This window comes from Deinococcus malanensis, from assembly GCF_014647655.1.
Classification (GTDB): Bacteria; Deinococcota; Deinococci; order Deinococcales; family Deinococcaceae; genus Deinococcus; species Deinococcus malanensis.
Genome location: NZ_BMPP01000014.1, coordinates 66,363 through 84,296, shown reverse-complemented (window position 1 = coordinate 84,296; position 17,934 = coordinate 66,363). Strand labels below are relative to the sequence as shown.

The following is a 17,934-nucleotide window of genomic DNA, read 5'->3' as shown; positions in this document are numbered from 1 at the left end:
CTCTCCTTGCGGCTGGCCGCAGGCGGCGAGCAGGAGGGTCAGGGCAGTGCTGAGCAGGATTGAGCGGCGTGCGTGCATGGGGAAAACCTCTGGCCACGGGGTGAAGGGAGGGGTCGAACTGTGAGGGTGGCTCGGCTCAGCTTGACCCGTATAGGCAACCCGCCGCATGAACACCCGACTGCGCATCCGAACCGCACTGCCGAATACAAGGTGAAAAGGTCCGAACGGTTGACATGACGCAGGTCATGCAGGTGTGCCGGTGAGTGGTCTGGAGTATCCCTCCCATTTTTGGGATGGCTTGTAGCGTGCGCCTGGGCTGGTGCTGAGTGAAACCAGAAATTCAATCGCCTCTCTCCTGCGGCTGCGCGGGCCACAGCGAAGGAGGGTGTAGGGAAGGCAGCACCTTGGCCCGCACCAGCGATGGCGACGATACTGCACGATGCCCGTCCATGTCGGAAGCATGGAAAGAACCGTCTCAGTGAGTGGTTCTGTGCTTGCCTGCTGGCGTAGGTGATTTGGCGGTTGTGACCGCGACACATGCTTTGTAGGCTCCCCGTATGCGGTTCGAGCTGATCCCCACCCTGAACGAATTGCGCTCCATATACGCGCGTCCGCTGGACGCCACACGTTTTCAGGCATACCTCGACACCGTCGTGGCTGGCGCACACACCGCCAAAGACGTCCGATTGCCTCCCCTGGTCCGCGCAAACCCAATGGCCAAAGCGCATGTCCTCGAAGTCCTTGACCAATGGCTGGCGCTCGGCGCAGAAGACACCGCCCGCACCGCCCTCGAAGAAGCCAGCGCGCGCTTGCCTCATGTGGCGTACAACGCCACTGTCAAGGTCGGGCTGACGTTGCTGGATGATGTGGGAGGCGGCTGGACCAATCGGCATATCAATGACGCGCTGCGCTTCCAGACCGCGCAGGCGCTACAGACGTCCGGGTGGGTAACTGTTTGCCTATGGACGAGCGACGTTCCCGAGCGCGCCGCGCTTCGGCAGCTTGTGCTGGAGAGCGCTCACCGCGCCGCGTTCGCGGCGTGTCACGGCGATCCGCACACGCTACTCGGCATGATGTGCCAGGAAGGCGCCTCGGCCGCCTTTGCGGAACGCACGCTTGAATTCAACGCCGAGGAGTTGGCGTATTCACGAGTGGTGCTGGCGCCGCACGTGGAGAGCACTCATCAACCTACCGTCCTCGCGGCGATGTACGGCGATGATGCCGCTCGTGATTGGGGGTACACGCCGCTGGGACTCTCCAACCAGGCCGGGTTTCAGGTGGCTTTGGCCGACGCGCTCGAACAACAGGCAGGAGCGCCCCCGTGACCATGGATGCGCCCTCGCCCGAAACGTGCGTGGGCTGCGGCGCGGTGTTGCCCCGCGTGGAGGGTCCCGTTCATCGCTACATGACCTCCAGCCCTGCCTGCTGGGCGGCATTCAACGTCCTCGGCAGTACGCGGTACTCGCTCGCGGACGTGCCCTTTGAGGCGCTGCTGGTGGACGCGTACGCTGTTCAGCATCCGGGCACGCCGTCCAATCAGGCGATCAATTCGGTGGCCATTCACTTGATGGTGCTGTATGGCGTGATCGTGCGTGGGTACGCTCCCGATCAAGCGCAACGGTTGCGTCAACGCCCAGGACAGCAAAGGAGAGTGCCCAAACACGAGCGCTTTTTCTGGCTGACGCCACCGTCGTTTGCTTCGGTCCTGACGGTGGCCGACGTGCTGAGCGCTGCTGACGTTCAAGCGCGCGCGGACGTGGCAGAGGCGTGGGTGCGCGATGTTTGGTCGGTCTGGGCTCAATTGCATGAAGGGCAGGTCGCAGCTTGGTTCGCGGCGTATATGGCGTTCGAATAGAGCGTCATGAAAACGGACGCCCCGAACCTTGGCCAAGACAATGCGTCTGCGCTTGTCGTCGTGCACACCATTGCGTTGAGCATCCCGCAGAAACTCGCGACGTCGCTGGTTCCCCGAATCAGAAGTCATGGCTTCCGTTCCTGAAGGCTGTCTTGTCCCCGTAGGCAAGAGCAGATCCGACGTGATCATGTCGGTCAGTAAGAGGGCTGTCTGAGCCTCTCTTTTATCTTTCCCAACGAAGATGCACACTTGCCTGCGGACACGCCTGGCCCTGGCTTCGGTCCTCCTGGCCCTGCCGGGCACGGCCCTCATCACCCTCGGTCTGAGCCGTGCGGCCGTCCACCACCTGCATGGCGCCACCGGCACGCACCTTCAGGAACTCGCGACAGCCTCTGGCGTCGCTCAAAAATAAGCACATCGCAGGAAACATGACCCACTTCACGACCCCCTCCCATGGCAGCGTCCCGGTTCCAGACCGGACGGTGCTTGACCGCCTGTTCGCGCATCACGCAGACCTGATGATCATCGTGACGCAACACGGCCTGCTGGAGTACCTCAGCCCGGCCGCCCGACATGTGCTGCGCGGCGCCGGACCCGGCGGGCTTCTGAGCGAGCAGGTGCATCCCGAGGATCAGCTGGCCCTGTCCGGCGCCCTCAGGGCGCTCAGCGAGGGTGAAGTGATGGCCCTGCCGGCCTTCCGCGTGAAGCAGGACGGCCCTTCGTGGCGCTGGCTGAGCGGCATGGCCGTTCATCACGGAACCGACCCCCTCATTGCGGGCGTGCTGCTCACATTGCAGGACGTCACCATCACCGTCCGCGGGGCTGGCACCGACCCCTCGGGGCACACGGTCACGGCAGCGCTGGCTGGGGCGCTGTCACCGGATGACGTGGCCCGGTCTGTGGTGGAGGACGCCATCACCACCCTCGGCGCGCAGGCCGGAACGATTGTGGTCCGCCGCGCGCCGCACCTGCCGCTCACTGCTATTGGCGCCACCGGATACGACGAGGACATCGCCGCGCTGTGGCGGCAGTACCTGAACTCTGACCAGCTGTGCGAGGTGCGTGACGCGGTCAGCGAGCATCGGCCCATCATCGTGACGGCGCACGACTGGCAGGTGCGTTACCCGAACATGCCGCTTGGGCCGTACCACCTGACGGCGCTGCTTCCCCTGCACAACGACGGCCACCAGCTGGGCGCGCTGGTGCTGAGCTTCACGCGCACGCACCCGGTCACACCCGGGGAGCAGGCGTTCATGCAGACGCTCGCGCAGCAGGCCGCGCAGGCGCTGCAAGGCGCGCTGCTGCACGAGCGTCTCAAAGCCAGCGACGCCCGGCATCAGAAACTCAACCGGTACGGCGCGGACCTCACCAGCATCCTCGACCCGGTCGGGCAATTGATCTTCACTACGGACGCCACCACCAAAATCCTCGGGTACCCACCCGAAGCGCTGTTCAGCCGGTCCATGTTCGAGTTGATTCACCCGGACGACCAGGCGAACGTCGCCAACACCCTGGGGGAACTCGCCACCCGGCGGGGCGAACCGGTCCGGGAAACGTACCGCTTCCAGCATCAAGACGGCCACTGGGTGTGGATCGAGTCGATTGCCGCCAATCACTTTGACGACCCGGACATCGGTGGGATTTTGGTGAACTCCCGGGACGTGAGCGCCACGGTTGGCCTTCAGCAGGAACTCACGCACCGCGAAACAGCATTCCGGCACCTGTTTGAACGCAACCCCCTGCCGATGTTCCTGTATGACCGGCAGACGCTGGCGCTGCTCGAAGCCAACCAGGCCGCGGTGGACAAGTACGGGTACACCCGCGGGGAGTTCCTCGGGATGACGCTGTTGCAGTTCCGTCCCGAGGAGGAACGCGCCGCCCTGCCAGGCATCATCCGTGCGTTGAATTCAAACCGGGTGGACAGCAGCGAAACCCGGCACATCCTGCGGGACGGCAGCGTCATCGACGTGATCGCGCATGGACGCAGCCTGCGCATCACCGAACGCGAAGTGCGCCTGGTGGTGATTGAGGACGTCACCGCGCAGAACAGTGCTGAAAGGCAACTGCAAGCTCAGGTGCAGCGTTACCAGGCGCTGCTGGATCTCGCAGAGACACTCGCCACGCAGCACGACCCGCTGGAACTGGCGCGTGAAGCGCTGGAACGCTGCGTGGACCTCACGGACTTCGCGGGCGGGCTGTACATCAGCATCACTGGGCAGCGGATGGACGCCGTGCATGCCCACAGGCTCAAAGATTCCCTGATCACGTTCCTGAAAGCGGAACCGGGCCGCACCTCGTCGTTGGGAACGCTCGCGCCGCCGCTGCTGCACGGTCAGGCGCACTTCACGACCCTAGAGGAATCCAGCTTGCCCAAGCCGGTGCTGGCGCTGCTTACCGAGTACCGCGGCGTGGCCGCGCTGCCGGTCATGGCGCGGGGGGAACTGCTGGGCGCGTTCCTGCTGTTCAGTGAGCACGGGCAGGTCCGCGCGGACGCACGCCGACTGCTGGCCACCATCAGCGAGTACGCCAGCACCGCCATGGAACGCAGCCTGCACGTCGCGCAACTCGACGCGTCCCGCGAGGAGACGCTGCGCGCTGGGCATGGTGCTGGAGTACCGCGATTACGAAACGGCCGGCCACACCGACCGGGTCGTGGCACTCGCCGCGCAGTTCGGCCGCCGGCTGGGCCTGAGTAGCGCGCACCTGGACGCGCTCCGCTGGGGCGCGTACCTGCATGACACCGGCAAGGTTGCCATTCCCGATGAGATTCTACTGAAGCCCAGCAAGCTCAACGCTGACGAGTGGGCGGCCATGAAACGCCACTCCGAAATCGGGCATGAACTGCTCAGCCACATTCCTACCCTGCCCAGCACCACCCTGGACGTGGTGCTGCACCACCATGAACGCTGGGACGGTAGCGGCTACCCGCACGGCCTGGCAGCGGAGGGCATTCCGCTCTCGGCGCGCCTGTTCGCGTTCGTTGACGTGTATGACGCCCTCACCGACGAACGGCCGTACAAACGTGCCTGGAGTCACGAGGACGCGCTCGCTGAAATTCAGCGGACCGCCGGGTCGCACTTCGATCCCGATCTGACGCGGGTGTTCCTGACCCTGATGACCCAACTTGGTCCGCGGCCCCGGACGGAAGCGCCGTTCACTGACCTGCCTGAAGCCTGAGCTTCTCCTGGACGCGCACGGCCCGTCACGGCCAGCATAATGACCTCCCCCAGTCTGCCGTGTCTGGTGTTGCTGCTGGGCAACCCACAGACGCACCTGCAGGCCAGCTGTCACAACGTCGCGTGGCTGCTGGGCGAGACCCCGAGGACCGGTCCGTACGTCACCCACGGGGCGTACCAGGTGGCGCCCAGCCCGGCGGGGGTGCTGACCGGCCTGAACAGCATCGGCGTCGCCTTGATGGCCGCTGTGGCGGCGCATCCGGCACGAACTTCGCTGTAGTGGTCGACGACCTGGACCTGCCGCTCAACACGCCGCCCCGCTTGACAGAACCCGTGAAGCACTTACGAGCGTCTGGAAGACGCTGTACTGCTGTTGATTCGCCTGATGTTGGACCAGCATGATTGCTCAGCAGAGGGGTGAATCGGGCCGATACTGCCGCACAGAACGAGTAAGCACGGGGGGGGACGAAAGGAATCGTCGCTGAGACCAGTGCATCACGTCGGTTTCAACAACGATTCAGTGAGGCTGGATGTCATTCCCATCGTCATGCCGACTCGGTGCAGGCAGCACCAGGGGCCGCAGCGAAGTCACGCGCCGTAGGGCAGTGGGTAGCCCAGGGCCACCAGATTGGCGGTCAGGATCGCGAGAACCTCGGCCGGCGCCCCTTCATACCGGAGCAGCGTGGGTTCGGACGCCGCGTAGTCGAACATTCCGAGGTATGCCGTCATATCGTCGACTTCGAACATCACGCTGATCTCTCGGCCGTTCGGCAGGTGGAAATCCGCGCATTCGTCCCAGCCAGTGCCGTCCATGGTCTGCCCGCCGCCGATGCCGATGCCGCCCAGGTCGTGGGTGAGGGTGCGGCGGAGCGTGTATCGATTCAGGGTTGAATCTCAATCGTTGCCTTCATGTCTTAAAGCGTAAGGCCAAAGCTCAAACGAAGGGGACGTTTTTTAACAGGCGATGGCTTTCCTGCTTTGGGTCTTCGTCGAACTCTAAGAGTGGTTTTCGGGTGCTGATTGTGCTGGGTGCTGTAGCTCACGAGTCGTGCAGATGCCACAACAATCAGGGAGCCCAGCAAATGCTGGGCTCCCGCATCTCGTCACTTTGCAGGGTCATAACGCCAGGAAACACCGCAGGATGTTCGCCGCCAGGTGGCCTTGCCCTGCGCGCGCCACTTCCCGGGGGGTGCGGTTACAGAGGTCCAGATTTGCGCGGTCCAGCCATGCTTCGGCGACCGCTTCGTCTCGGGTTACGCGGACGGCGAGAGCACGCAGATCATCCTCGCTGATGGGTTCATGGAGAGGTGGCTCGGCGTACACCGGCTGACCGTTCACGGTCAGGACCAGCAGCCTGTCCCCCGTGTTGAACGTGTCTCCCACAGTGATGTGCCGGTTGTTCTTCGCCACGTCAGTCACCTCTGGGGTCAGTTTACCCTTGCTCGGTCATACGGCCTCGTGCTCACAATGTTTGACTGGTCTCTCTCATGTCGCCAGCTCACTGCTGGTCGCGACGGCCGTGGGGATCATTGCCCCAACGTGACCCGGCGGGAACATCGAGAAATGGGAGCTGGGTGTGGGGCGCGTGGGCCAGGAGCATGGCGACCGCGTAGCTTCGGTGACCGACCGGTGCAGGCGCCGGGGAGGTGAGCACGGGGGGGGATCACATGCCCTGTGATCGTGGTACGCGCCACGCAACCCTTCGGACGAAACTGCGGGAAGTGGGAGGATTCGGCCTCATCCGGACGGTCCGAGGAATTGGGTTCGCGCTCATAATGCCCGATGACGGGTCAGGGCCATCGTTGAATCGCGACATGACGGAAGTGTCGTAGGGTTGTTCTATGCCTAAGGTTTACGCCACCGTGGTCCATACGCAGACAGGTGAAACCGTGCGGCGCGTGGGTCCGTGCGCTTCAGCTGCTGCGGCGCGGACCGCGTGTGGGTTTATAGCTGGTGACGACCTGGTTTGGACTCAGCGCGAGCAGGACTGGGTCGCGGAGAAGTACCCGTTGGAGTACCGGGTGCCGGTTGATGGATCTGCCGCGCTGGTTTGAGGAAGGAGTGTCGTGAAGGCAGTCCAGGAACCTTGCGAGGTCAAGCAGTCACCAGATGGGAAGAGGCTCCTGTCCGTCCTATCGCGTGGGCGCCAGCATCACGTCACCCAGCAGGGGACTGGTAACTGGTACCGGTCAGGCGGCCGATGGTGGCTAGGCGAGCCGAACAGTGATGTATGGGTGCTGGAGTGTGGCCACGTGCTGATGGAAGTCTGTCGGTAGGACGAGGGGGGCAGGCAGGAAAGTCACCAGGGCTGGTAGGTGACAAGGGTGCAGGACTGATTACGACGAGGTGGGAGGAGCATTGCCGTTCCTCCCACCTGTCTTTTCCGCTTGCCTATGCCCTCAAGGCAGGGTTCGTAAGGTCACGCCACTTGTCGTTGCGGTAGTGCCAGCAACCGGATGCGTCGTTACCACAGCCCTCCCGTCACTCTGAATTAGCAGAGATGAGACCGTTGTTCCGTCCGTAGACGTGATCAGCGGCAGGCCTCGGATCACGGAAACAGACGAGCGACAGTGAACGAACACGGTCTGAAGCACGGAGGCTCGATCGATTTTCCAACCAGGAGAATACGTCCATCCGCCTGAACGCTGCTGCTTCTCACCTCAAAGTCTGGCTGAGAGTAGCTCTGCCTGAAGGTTCCATCCGCGTTGTAGCGCACTGTGCGTGCCAGCAAGGAACCGTCTTGCAGAGCCTGTAAATCATAGAAACCGTAGCCATCAGGGTAGAACACACGTCCCCCTGTCCCGAAGCTGCTGATCGGGGCACCATTGGGCTCATGCTTCACCAGCATGCTGTCGTCATCCACGACAGGTGGCTCATATCTGGACCCGCCTCCAGCAGAGATGGTCCGACCGCTCAGCCCGACCAGGAAGTGGTCGCCTGGGAGTACCGCGACCGCGACCCCACTGAATTCCTGGTAAGCGGACCGCCAGACCTCATACCCGATCTGCCCGTTGGTCCCGAAGCTGGTGTCCAGTTGCCCATCCGCGGTGAAGCGTTTCAGGTACCCGTTGCTCGTCAGGACAAGGATCTGGCCAGTGGACTGAAGAGCAATGTCGGCGATGTACCGTTGCCCGTTCTCTTGGCGCTCGAGGGTACCTGCATTCGCGAATGTCGTGTCAACCGTTCCATTAGGGTGGTACCGTCGTACGGCCCGGCTGCCGTTGACCAGGAATCGCCCATCACTCAGCACCAGAAGCTCGGTCACCTCCCCGACTTCCAGCTCGGGAACGATGACGACGCCACCATTGCCGAAGGTGGGGTCAAGGGCGCCTGTCGGAGTCAGGCGTGCCATCAACGGGGTGAGGCCTGAAGTTCCGCCACCCACAAGGATCTTGCCGTCTTTTTGCAGCGCTACAGCGGAATGCTTTTCGAACCCTACAGGACTGTCGGCACTTCTGATGATCAGATTCAGTACGGCCGTTCCCGCACTTCCGAAGCTGGGGTCAAGGCTGCCGTCACTGTTGTAGCGAGCAACGACAGTTTTGGTATCGATACCGAAGGAATACATTGAGCCGACGGCGACCACTTTGCCGTCCGGCTGTTGCACGACGGCAGAGGCTTCTGTCTCCCCTCCATCAAAGTTGGTCACCACGATCCCGTCACTATCAAAGCTGGGATCAAGCGTGCCTGAGGGGCCAGCGGGTGGCGGGGTGGGGGGCGGGGTCGTGGGGGGCGTGGTGGCCACGCAGAAGATCTTGGGTTGCGCCCAGTCGGCATGGTCGTAGTTGATGCCGTTCCCCGCATCCGTCACCACCAGCCTCAGTTCCTGTTTCCCAGTGATGTCCAGGTCCACCAGTCTGGCCGGGTCCTTGCCCTTCATCGCCCCGCTGTCGTACGCCTTGACGCCATCCAGGAACACCTGGAACACCACCTTGCCTTTCTTGCCGACCTCGTCGTCCACCCCGACATCCGCCGTGAACCGTGTGCAGTTCGCTCCGGTGCCTTTGAGGCTGAAGCGTAGTTCACTGCCGGCATGAACACCGTACCCGCGGGTGTACGTCTTCCCGTTGATGGAGAGTGTTCTGCCATCCCCTGCGGCCTGTTCGCCGTTGCTGCGGTCGATTTCGACGGGACCCCAGCCGTTGGAGGCGGCGAGGATGGGTTCAAAGTACAGGTTGTTCTCGCCGGGGGTGAGGCTCAGGGTGGTGAGGCGGCCTTCGGGGGCGATGTAGGACCAGGGGTAATTCGCGCCGTTGGCGTAGGGATCGACTTCGGCGGGTGACTCTCCTTGCGGCTGGCCGCAGGCGGCGAGCAGGAGGGTCAGGGCGGTGCTGAGCAGGACGGGACGGCGTGCGTGCATGGGGAACCTCTGGCCACGGGGTGAGGGGCGGGGTCAGACTCTGGGTGGCGAAACTCAGCTTGACCGGTATAGGCAACCCGCCGCATGAGCACCTGACTGCGCATCTGAATGTCACTGGAAATCTCTAAAGAAAAGCATTCGATCGGTTGACATCTCCCACACCAAAAAAAGGCCCCACCCTGGCATCAGCTGGGGTGGGGCCTTGAACTACTTACATTCGTTCAAATGACAAGGTCAACTTGCGTATGGATCAGCGTCCGTCGCTCCCATGAAGACGCGAGAGGTGCCTTTCGTCTCGGATACTTTGGAGCCGGCCGCAGGCGCGGTGCGGGTAACCGTTTCGGGGTGGTGGCGTACAACCACAAAGCTAAAAGGCTGATGCCCACAAGCATTGCAATCAATACGATTTCCGCACCAGCACCTGCGAATGGGTCATGAACGGAGGCAATCCCACCAGCGGCATTGACCGGGGCGAAGTGACCGACTACCCCGCGGGCGTGCTGCCTGACCGCAACTGGCGCGGCTTCGCCTTCGACTTCGGTGAGCATGTCTCACCAAACGGCGTGATCGAGGAGTACACCAGCGCGCAGACGACCGCCCTGAAGAACAAGCTGATGGTGGTGCGTTACAGCGCCGGCAAGGACATCATCGTGCTGACCCAGGGTGGAACCAGCCAGGACATCATCGGGTCCGAAACCAACATTCCCGGCCTGTCCGACTTCAACCCCAGCCCTCTCGACCTGACCGAGAACCGCACCAACGGTCACCTGTACGTTGCCCAGCTTGACGAAACCACCGGCAGTGGAAAAATCACGCTGGCCCGGCCCCGGTAACCCCCACACCACCCGCAAGTGCTTCACTCCAGTGACCAGGTCATGGCCACCTGGTCACTCCTCTGGACCCTTTGCGTGGAAGTGAAGTGGGGGATGACCGTCACCTGCTGACGGCTCCGTCTGGCCTTTCAGGGGCGCTTGACTCTCCTGCAAGAAGGATTACGGTAAAAGCGAGAACGAATCTGAAGCGTACGGATTGGCCGCCCGGGGGACGGTTCACCACCGCAGCTGGTCCGACGGTTGGTCAAGTGGTTGGAGGGAGGTATGGAGCGCGATCCCCAGGACACGAAGCGGTACAGCATCGGTCAGTTCGCGAAACTCACTGGCTTCCCGGTGGGGACCCTGCGGTATTACGACGAGGCGGATGTGCTCAAGCCAGCATTCGTGGATCCGGAGACAGGGTACCGGTCGTACACCGAAGTCCAGCGCAAACAGATGCTCCTTCTGACGGAACTGCACTTCATGCAGGTCCCGGTGGAGCTGCTCCGGGACTTCATGCGGAACCCCACGCTGGAGCACCAGGGCGAGATCTACGACTGGAAAATCCGCCAGCTCCATCAGGACATCCAGGATCGTCAGCAGGACCTGCTCTCCCTGATGCGCAAGAGGGCTCATCCATGGCAGGGGCAACAGTATGAGGTGATGGTCCAGGAGCGACCTTCCCGGCCCTGGGCTTTCGTTCAGTACGTCACGAAAATGCGCCGATTTGAACCGGATCGGGAGCGGGCGTTCGAGGCAGTCCGGGCCGTCCTGGAGCGGCAGGGTGTGAAACCAGCCAGCCCTCCTATGACGTTCAGCCTGCCGGTTGACGACCTGCGCCGCCGTCTGACCGGGGTGGAGGTGTACGCGGGCTTTGAGGTCAGCGGGCCCGTCCCGGTGGAGGGAGATGTGCTACTGGGCGCGACCCCGGCAGGATTATGGTTCGGGGTGCAGCACACGGGGCCGTATGAGCATATCTGGCATGTGATGGCCATGCTGCTTGAGTATGCGCAGCGGGAGGGCGTGCCGGTGCTGCGGGGGGCGGGGGAGTTTCTGACGCAGGAGGTGTTTCGTGTGGGACCGTGGGACACCCGGGACGCGGGGGCCTGGGTCACGGACGTGCAATGGTTGGTCCGGTCAGATGACCTGGGTTCCGTTGTGCCGTGGGACGAAACTCCAGTCACGGATGAAAAGATTTAATTGCACTGCGAATTGTTTCGACGGGGATCAACACGACCATGACGTTGGCCGTGAAACGGTCTGGATGACCAGATTCCGTGGAGCACACCTGGTGTCCATCTGCCCTGCTTGAAACGAACGGTGAGCTGTGGGCGCCGGACTTGTCCGTGGCCAATCAGATTCGTGGAGAGGATGGCCCGAGGGACCTCACCAAAGCGAGAAGCCCCGTTCCACCGGGGCTTCTGAGGTTTGATTTCAGGGCAGATTCACCACCGGCAGTGGCGTTGGTGAATCCTGCCAGGTGCCATTGCCCAGAGACCCTTGGAAATTCGATCCCCAGCACCGCGTCCCACTCCCGGAAACCATTCCGCAGGTCATGTACACCCCGGCCGAAATTGAATCAAAGCGCAACGCAGTGCCGCTGCCATCGACAACGGCCTGAGCCACCGCACTTCCTGAGTCGTTGAGCACCGCCGTACCTGTCCCCAGCTGACCGTTGGCATTTTCACCCCAGCAGTACGCTGCACCATCATCCTTTAAGGCACAAGCGTGCCGGAACCCAATATCGACATCCTTGTACTTCACGGCGGGGTTCGAACCTGGTGGGGTGATGATGGGAGCTGCCGTGGGAAAGAACTCATTGTCCAGTCCTCCCACCGTTGGCCTCCAGGTGGGGAGGATGCCCCGGCCCTGCTGCCCGTAATAGTTAGCACCCCAGCAGTACACATCGGTCCGGTCCGCCAGCACGCCGCAGGCAGCCTGGCGATAGATGGACAGACGCGCGAAGCTCAAGGAAGGCTGCACAACCTCGGGAGTGAATACATAGGCATCCGCCGGGACGCTGCCTGGCTTGATGAGCCGATCCAGATTATTCCCCCAGCAGTACGCCTGGCCCTGAGCGGTCAGGGCGCAGTTCACCACGTCCTTGGTTTCTGCCAGTGACGCGAACGACGGTGTGCCCCCTGGAACGTTCACTGCAACCGGCACGGCGGACCCTGTGAACCTTTCCGTCTGACACTCTTCTGCCGTCTTATAGAAGGTGCCGTTGGACCAGTGCTCCGACCTGAAGCAGTACTGATCTGATCCCAGTTCCGTACGGCCCGCTGCGTCACCAAGTTGGCCGTCCGAGTCGCTGCCCCAGCAGTACACCCGGCCGTTGGCCCCCAGTGCGCACGTCCCCCCTTCGCCAGCTCGAATGGCAGTGAAGGGAACCGTACGCCCTGCTTCATCGGTCGGCATACGAACGGGGACGGGGGTAGTAGACCCATAAGGCTCGGTCCAGTACCACGTGCCGTAGGCGTTCTCCCCCGGGCGGTAATCCCAGTTCAACATGGAGTCAGCAGTAAACCCGCCGTAGCCAAACTGACCCGTGCCCAGCTGCCCGGACGCTCCGGAGCCCCAGCAGTACGCTGTTCCCGCGTCTGTGAGGGCGCACGTGTGCCCTTGGTGCGTGCTGACAGATGTGAAGGCGTTCACGCCTGAGGGGCGATGCACTCGCACGGCGCTCAGGGCGGTGGTTCGTGTGCCGTTTCCGACCCGGCCCGAGGGGTTGTACCCCCAGCAGTACACCTCTCCCGCTTTCACCTGACAGCCACCGTATCGGCTGACCGAAAGGGACTGCCCACCCGGCACTGCACCCTGCTCGATGCGGAACTTGATGGGCAGGGTTCGTCCTCCGGTCAGTGCGAGCGTGTCCCCTGGGTCTCCTTTTTTCGTTTTCTTCCGGTTAGCCCCTTTGCTAGTCACGTCCAGGTCCAGAAAGCCGAGCAGCGTGCTGCCGATATGGACTTCCACCCGGTAGAACAGCTCTGGCTTCAAGTGGAACATCCCGGTGTGGAAGTTCACGATGAAGTGCTCGCTCTCGTGGTCCACACGAATTGTCTGCCCGCGGTCCCCGTGGGTGCGGGTGAAGGTCGCGATGGCGGTGGCGCCGCTCGCAGTACAGGAGGTGCTCGCGAGGGTGTTGATGGTGATTCCGGGCGGCAGGGCGCACACGTTGACGGTGGGATTGGCCCCGGCGTCAAAAGGATTGCCCCCGAAGGTGGTGGGCGGTTTGACGAGTGGCGCCACGAAGTAGAAGTGTTTGTTTCCGCCGGCGCGGGCGCCATCGCTGATGGCCATGCTGGTGAGGGCTTCAGATGGTGTGGTGGACGTGGTGGGAGGCGTGGTGCCGCACGCGCCCAGAAGCGTCATGGTGGCAGGCAGGATGTAGCGCAATCGGTTCACGCTCAGGGTCTCCTTTCAGGGCAGCAGGGCTTGGGGCGTGCGGCACAGGACATCGACCCGGCGTGATGCAGGGAGCTGGAGGTGCTGTGAGAACCGGCAGGAACTTTGAGTACTTTCGTTGTACACGATGAGGAAAGCTAAGGCCAGCCTGAAGACCGTGAAGACCGGTTGTGCATTGAACTGCTTTCCTGGGGGGAGTCAGGTGGCGTGAGGTGGTGAAACGAACACTCCTGTAAACGTAAGAATGTATTATTGGTGTGCATCCTTCTTCCCTCCTCACCCCTGCGGTGCACCAGCACACGCTCTGGCAGTGTGCCAGGAGAATCAGTTAAGGCAACGCACACCAACCTGTGCCTACGTCCTGACTTTGCCTCCGCATGTGCCTGGGCTGGCGCACCTGAACCCGGGAGATCCAGCCTCCTGCTACTGCGCGGGCCGCAGCTGGAGGTGGGGACAAGGAACGCGGTGCCTCACTGCGGTGCAGGCAGAAGGAGTGACGGGGAGGGGGTGTACTGGGAAAGTATGTACATTCTTGTATATATGGATGCCCGCCAAGTCTACGCTTTATAAGCGGCCTGAAAGGACAGTAAACTGATAGGGCCAACCTGCTCCTTCCCGACCCACACAGTCATTCCTCATTCCATAACAGGAGGATCCGCCCATGCGCAGACGCAGCCCTCCTCTCCCCCGATACTCCCAGCTGTACCCCGACGCCCTGGCTACCGCCGATGAGCTCAAAGACCAGCGCCTCAAGCCAGGCACACCCACGCCGGTAGCCCTGCTCGAGTACACCCGGCCACCCCACACCACCGGCATCTGTGCCCTCTACGAGCGCGCCAAAGCCGTGCCAATGACGGTAGAAGACGTCACACCCCCTACTCCGTAGGGCTATACCCTTCATCAGCAACGGGTGAAGCCCTCCATGAAGCAGCCTCAACGGCTGATTCAGGAAGCTGATCTTCTGAACCCGCACACTGCGCTCAGCTTCAATGCACCCCGGCCGAGTGAAGTCGGATGCCCCGCCCCCAGTGACCCTGGGGGCTTTTTTATGGACGCAAGGTTCCTGCTCGGCCTCCGCGGCGTTCGACGCCACTGGAACAGCAGCGGTCGAGTGACCGGCCCGTACCAGCCCCTCAGCGACCTTCATGGGGGCCCCCGCGTGAAACCGACTCTCTCGTCTTCCGTCTCATGCCCGGCCACACCCCCGTCGACCACAGGGCCCAGGCCACCAGGACCGGCTGAAACAGTAGCCGGATCGCGCGGGCACGGTCAGAATCCAGACCGAACGCGTCAATCCGGTTGACGTACTGAGCGATGTTGCCTGGAACAATCGCCACGAAGAAGCCCGCGACCACCCAACCTACTCCCCTCCGGTGGCGGGACAGGACGATCAGGGCCGCACCCAACGCCAGCTCCACGATGCCGGAGGCGACCACTACGGTATCCGCCGGGAGAGGCAGCCAGTCAGGGACCTGGGCCTGGAATTCGCGTCGTGCCCCCGTGAGGTGCGCAATTCCCGCGAAGAGGAGGGCCACGCCGAGCAGCAGACGACCGATGGTCTGCACGAGCGTGGTGGTCCTGGCGTCCAGCGGAGTGTCAGCCACAGGTGTCCCCTCGGCCATTACGCCGGTTGAGCTTGAGCGCGGATGGCCACCGGCACCAGGGCCGGGTATTCGTGCGTCTCCGCAGCAAGGGTGATCTCGATGTCCATGTGGTTCATCACCGCCACGTCCCGCATTCCGGCCTCGACCGCCACACCTTCCGGGTCAGGCTGCCCAACCTCGCCCAACACGTCGACGTGGGCCAGGGCGTGCTCCTCCAGGTCACGGCCAATGCGGCACGCTGTGTGAGGCAGAAAGAAGGCAGTCATGTCATTCAGCGGGCGCTCCAGGATCACGTGCGCCATCCTCCAGGGCGAGCGTGTGGCGCAGGCGGACGTCTTCCACGGCCGTCCAGAGAAGAAAGCCCAGCACGAACAGTCCGAAGACGGGCAGAAACCACGGCCAGACGAATTCCTCGCCATGCCACACTTGCAGCACCCACTGTCCCCACAGCATGCCTTGGATCCCTATTCCTCCCCAGAGGCCGCACCAGAGGTTCCGCCGTTCGGCACTCAGGCGGTGGGTCAGCCACCAGACGCCCGCGGTGAGCAGGAACACCAACGCGGGCGCAGCGAGTCGCCACCAGGGAAAAGGAACGGTGTCCACGTAGATCGAGGCCACCGTCAGCCCGAACACCGGCGGCATTCCCCAGGCCATCGCCGTGAGCAGTGGCCGCCCTGGCGGGTCTCGCGGTGTCTGCAACCGCGTCTCGCCCAGATACGTCCGCCCCAGTGCCCGGCGTACACGCTCCGGATCGCCCAGGTCGGCCACCGCCTCCGCTTCAGGCACTCTAGCCTCCTGCGCGGCGGCCAGATGGGCGGTGTACTCGGCCCGGACACGGTGGGCAACTTCAGGAGGAAGGCCAGCGGTGGCCGCCTCGAGCCAGCGGTCCAGTGTCATACGCGACCCTCCTCGACCTGGAGCGTCCGGCGCACCTGGGTGTCACGCCGCAGAAGGCGGAAGGTCGAGTAAGCGAGCGATGACCAGGGCAGCGAAGAGCGGGGCGTAGGTCATCGGCCACCCGGTGTAACTCCAGACCCGGGGCAGCCATTCCAGCCATCCCGCGACGTACACCATGAGCATCACCCGCCACTGCCGTCGCCGCACCGGATGGAAATCCCAGGTCAGCGCTACGCCCACCAGCAGGACCGCAGCACCCAGCCCCGATGGGAGTGCGCCGGAGCGCATGGCCTCGTTCATCAACACCGCGGGTAGACCAGCCCCGCCATCCACTCCGTGAGGTTCAGGCCTGTCCGGAGGGGGCCGCTCGTCGCCAGCTCCTCGAGCTCTTTGACCGTCAGATACACACGCCGCAGTTCGTCGTTGGTGGGTTCGGGATCGCCCAGGACGGCCAGCACGTCCCCACCGTCCGGCAGGTCGGCTTCGTAAAGGTGTGACAGCGTCTCGCGTGAGACACGGGCGGTGACTCCAGCAGGCAGGTCACGGGTGGCCTGCTCCAGCCACTGTTGCGCGTTCACCCCTGTCCTCCGAGGACGGCACCCACCGCACGCACCTGCCTGTTCCAGTCACCGCGTGCCCGGGTGAGCGCGCCCCGGCCTTTCTCGGTGAGGCGGTATTCCCGGCGCACCCGACCACCCACATCGTGCTCTTCGCTTTCGACCAGGCCTTCGGCTTCCAGGGCGTGAAGGGCCGGGTAGAGGCTGCCTTCGCGGGCGGTGAGCAGACCTTCGGAGCGCGCCTTGATGGCCTGGGCAATGGCGTAGCCGTGTTCGGGCTGGCGTTCCAGGACCGCCAGGATCAGCATCCGCAGGCGCTCACGCGTGTTCATAACACCAGCATACCTCAAAAGCAGATGTATGAATTTTCAATTGGGACACGACCTCATTCGCGGTTGACCGGCCGGACACAAGCCTCTGGACCACCCTTCACTCTCAGACTTTCGAGAGATGCGCGGACGACACGACATTCATTACGCTGGCACCCATGTCTCCTTCTGGCCCGCTGCTTGCCTGGGCGGTACTGTGCCTGCTGGCCGCCCCAGTGCTGTACGGCGTCTGCTTCGTGGACACCGCACTGGCGGGACACAGTGTCAGCGAAATGGACGCCTTTCCTTACGCCAACGCAGATCAGGTGCGCTACGACCTGCGGGGCCTGCGGTACTGGCACCAGGGGTACCCCCTCACCGGCCCCCATCTGGGGTACCCCCTGGTCCTCTCGGTCCTGGCGATGAATACGGCGCTGCTTTGGGGCGCGCGGTCGTGGGGAGCACAGGCAGGGCGAATGTGGCGGGTCAGCGTGGCCGCGCTGGTGGTCACCCTGGGAGCGGGTTGGCCCGTGTTGGCCCTGGCGCAGGAGAAGCACAACGCGCTGCTCAGGCGCAGCCCTCAGGACCGCATCTCCGTGCAGGCCAGTCCCGCGGTGCTCCACGTCAGACAGTGCCTCAAGCGCCTGAGGGATGGCCCGTGCGTGGACACCACCCTCAACTTCCCGAATCCCACCGCGTGGGGAGTGGCGGGTTTACTGCTGACCGGACTGGCCGGGTTGCCACGCCAGCGTCATGACGCCCTTCGAGGTACAAGGCAGAGTAGCGATCACGCCGGTCCGGACGTGTGACACGGCCAGTCCGCAGCATGTGCCCGCTGGAGCCCAGACCAGCTTTACGTCTGCGATGCGCCAAACAGCCTGGATCGCCTCCGCCAGAGTGCCGTTCATTCCGGCTGCGCCCCTCCGTACACTGATTGGACCGCACCTGCGGGAGAGGACA

At 63.3% G+C, this 17,934-nt stretch carries 20 protein-coding genes; 10 read left to right on the top strand and 10 right to left on the bottom strand.

What is annotated here, in order from left to right; all coding sequences use genetic code 11:
- Positions 1-557: 557 nt before the first annotated feature.
- The 6 genes from IEY49_RS15515 (at position 558) to IEY49_RS15495 (ending at position 5,311) form a co-directional block, all read left to right on the top strand.
- Positions 558-1,325, top strand: a complete 768-nt coding sequence (locus tag IEY49_RS15515; protein WP_189010408.1) for a hypothetical protein — start codon at positions 558-560, stop codon at positions 1,323-1,325.
- Between the two features lie 2 nt (positions 1,326-1,327).
- The gene (locus IEY49_RS15510) at positions 1,328-1,855 is read left to right on the top strand and encodes a DUF5946 family protein (RefSeq protein WP_229780851.1); all 528 of its coding nucleotides are present in this window, start codon (positions 1,328-1,330) and stop codon (positions 1,853-1,855) included.
- Positions 1,856-2,096: 241 nt separating this feature from the next.
- Complete coding sequence (locus IEY49_RS21510) at positions 2,097-2,267, top strand: hypothetical protein (RefSeq protein ID WP_229780843.1); 171 nt, start codon at positions 2,097-2,099, stop codon at positions 2,265-2,267.
- A 16-nt stretch (positions 2,268-2,283) separates the two neighbouring features.
- Positions 2,284-4,551 carry a PAS domain S-box protein gene (locus IEY49_RS15505; RefSeq protein WP_189010405.1) on the top strand — a complete coding sequence of 756 codons (2,268 nt, stop codon included), beginning with the start codon at positions 2,284-2,286 and terminating at the stop codon, positions 4,549-4,551.
- Positions 4,457-5,032 (top strand): HD-GYP domain-containing protein, encoded by a 576-nt coding sequence (locus IEY49_RS15500; RefSeq protein WP_189010403.1) that lies wholly within the window; start codon positions 4,457-4,459, stop codon positions 5,030-5,032. The genes IEY49_RS15505 and IEY49_RS15500 overlap by 95 nt, the downstream gene beginning before the upstream one ends.
- A 39-nt stretch (positions 5,033-5,071) precedes the next feature.
- A complete protein-coding gene (locus IEY49_RS15495) occupies positions 5,072-5,311 on the top strand; it encodes a hypothetical protein (protein WP_189010401.1) in 240 nt (79 codons plus the stop codon).
- Positions 5,312-5,619: 308 nt separating this feature from the next.
- Here the strand turns inward: IEY49_RS15495 and IEY49_RS15490 are convergent, their stop codons facing one another.
- The 3 genes from IEY49_RS15490 to IEY49_RS15480 form a co-directional block, all read right to left on the bottom strand.
- The gene (locus tag IEY49_RS15490; protein WP_189010399.1) at positions 5,620-5,844 is read right to left on the bottom strand and encodes a hypothetical protein; all 225 of its coding nucleotides are present in this window, start codon (positions 5,842-5,844) and stop codon (positions 5,620-5,622) included.
- A gap of 303 nt (positions 5,845-6,147) precedes the next feature.
- Positions 6,148-6,450, bottom strand: a complete 303-nt coding sequence (locus IEY49_RS15485; protein ID WP_189010398.1) for a hypothetical protein — start codon at positions 6,448-6,450, stop codon at positions 6,148-6,150.
- 1,129 nt (positions 6,451-7,579) lie between these two features.
- Entirely contained in the window at positions 7,580-9,391 is a 1,812-nt protein-coding gene (locus IEY49_RS15480; protein WP_189010397.1) for an NPCBM/NEW2 domain-containing protein, read from the bottom strand.
- Between the two features lie 434 nt (positions 9,392-9,825).
- Here IEY49_RS15480 and IEY49_RS15475 point away from each other — a divergent pair, with 434 nt between their 5' ends.
- The gene (locus IEY49_RS15475) at positions 9,826-10,224 is read left to right on the top strand and encodes a hypothetical protein (RefSeq protein WP_229780842.1); all 399 of its coding nucleotides are present in this window, start codon (positions 9,826-9,828) and stop codon (positions 10,222-10,224) included.
- Between the two features lie 264 nt (positions 10,225-10,488).
- The gene (locus tag IEY49_RS15470) at positions 10,489-11,403 is read left to right on the top strand and encodes a MerR family transcriptional regulator (protein WP_189010396.1); all 915 of its coding nucleotides are present in this window, start codon (positions 10,489-10,491) and stop codon (positions 11,401-11,403) included.
- 234 nt (positions 11,404-11,637) lie between these two features.
- On the opposite strand, the gene IEY49_RS15465 is transcribed toward IEY49_RS15470, so the two are convergent.
- A complete protein-coding gene (locus IEY49_RS15465; RefSeq protein WP_189010395.1) occupies positions 11,638-13,608 on the bottom strand; it encodes an RCC1 domain-containing protein in 1,971 nt (656 codons plus the stop codon).
- Between the two features lie 661 nt (positions 13,609-14,269).
- Here IEY49_RS15465 and IEY49_RS15460 point away from each other — a divergent pair.
- A complete protein-coding gene (locus IEY49_RS15460) occupies positions 14,270-14,494 on the top strand; it encodes a hypothetical protein (protein WP_189010394.1) in 225 nt (74 codons plus the stop codon).
- Between the two features lie 247 nt (positions 14,495-14,741).
- Here IEY49_RS15460 and IEY49_RS15455 read toward each other — a convergent pair whose 3' ends face one another.
- The 6 genes from IEY49_RS15455 to IEY49_RS15430 are packed head-to-tail and all read right to left on the bottom strand — an operon-like array spanning position 14,742 to position 16,998.
- Positions 14,742-15,212 carry a DoxX family protein gene (locus tag IEY49_RS15455; RefSeq protein WP_229780841.1) on the bottom strand — a complete coding sequence of 157 codons (471 nt, stop codon included), beginning with the start codon at positions 15,210-15,212 and terminating at the stop codon, positions 14,742-14,744.
- Between the two features lie 17 nt (positions 15,213-15,229).
- The gene (locus tag IEY49_RS15450) at positions 15,230-15,478 is read right to left on the bottom strand and encodes a hypothetical protein (protein ID WP_189010392.1); all 249 of its coding nucleotides are present in this window, start codon (positions 15,476-15,478) and stop codon (positions 15,230-15,232) included.
- A 1-nt stretch (position 15,479) separates the two neighbouring features.
- A complete protein-coding gene (locus IEY49_RS15445; protein WP_189010390.1) occupies positions 15,480-16,109 on the bottom strand; it encodes an HAAS signaling domain-containing protein in 630 nt (209 codons plus the stop codon).
- A 42-nt stretch (positions 16,110-16,151) separates the two neighbouring features.
- Positions 16,152-16,409: a hypothetical protein gene (locus IEY49_RS15440; RefSeq protein ID WP_189010388.1), complete on the bottom strand. Its 258-nt coding sequence runs from the start codon at positions 16,407-16,409 to the stop codon at positions 16,152-16,154.
- A complete protein-coding gene (locus tag IEY49_RS15435; protein WP_189010387.1) occupies positions 16,409-16,687 on the bottom strand; it encodes a hypothetical protein in 279 nt (92 codons plus the stop codon). The genes IEY49_RS15440 and IEY49_RS15435 overlap by 1 nt, the downstream gene beginning before the upstream one ends.
- A complete protein-coding gene (locus IEY49_RS15430) occupies positions 16,684-16,998 on the bottom strand; it encodes a helix-turn-helix transcriptional regulator (protein ID WP_189010385.1) in 315 nt (104 codons plus the stop codon). Before IEY49_RS15430 ends, IEY49_RS15435 begins: the two co-directional genes overlap by 4 nt.
- 155 nt (positions 16,999-17,153) lie before the next feature.
- Here IEY49_RS15430 and IEY49_RS15425 point away from each other — a divergent pair, with 155 nt between their 5' ends.
- Entirely contained in the window at positions 17,154-17,783 is a 630-nt protein-coding gene (locus tag IEY49_RS15425) for a hypothetical protein (protein WP_189010383.1), read from the top strand.
- Positions 17,784-17,934: the final 151 nt, after the last annotated feature.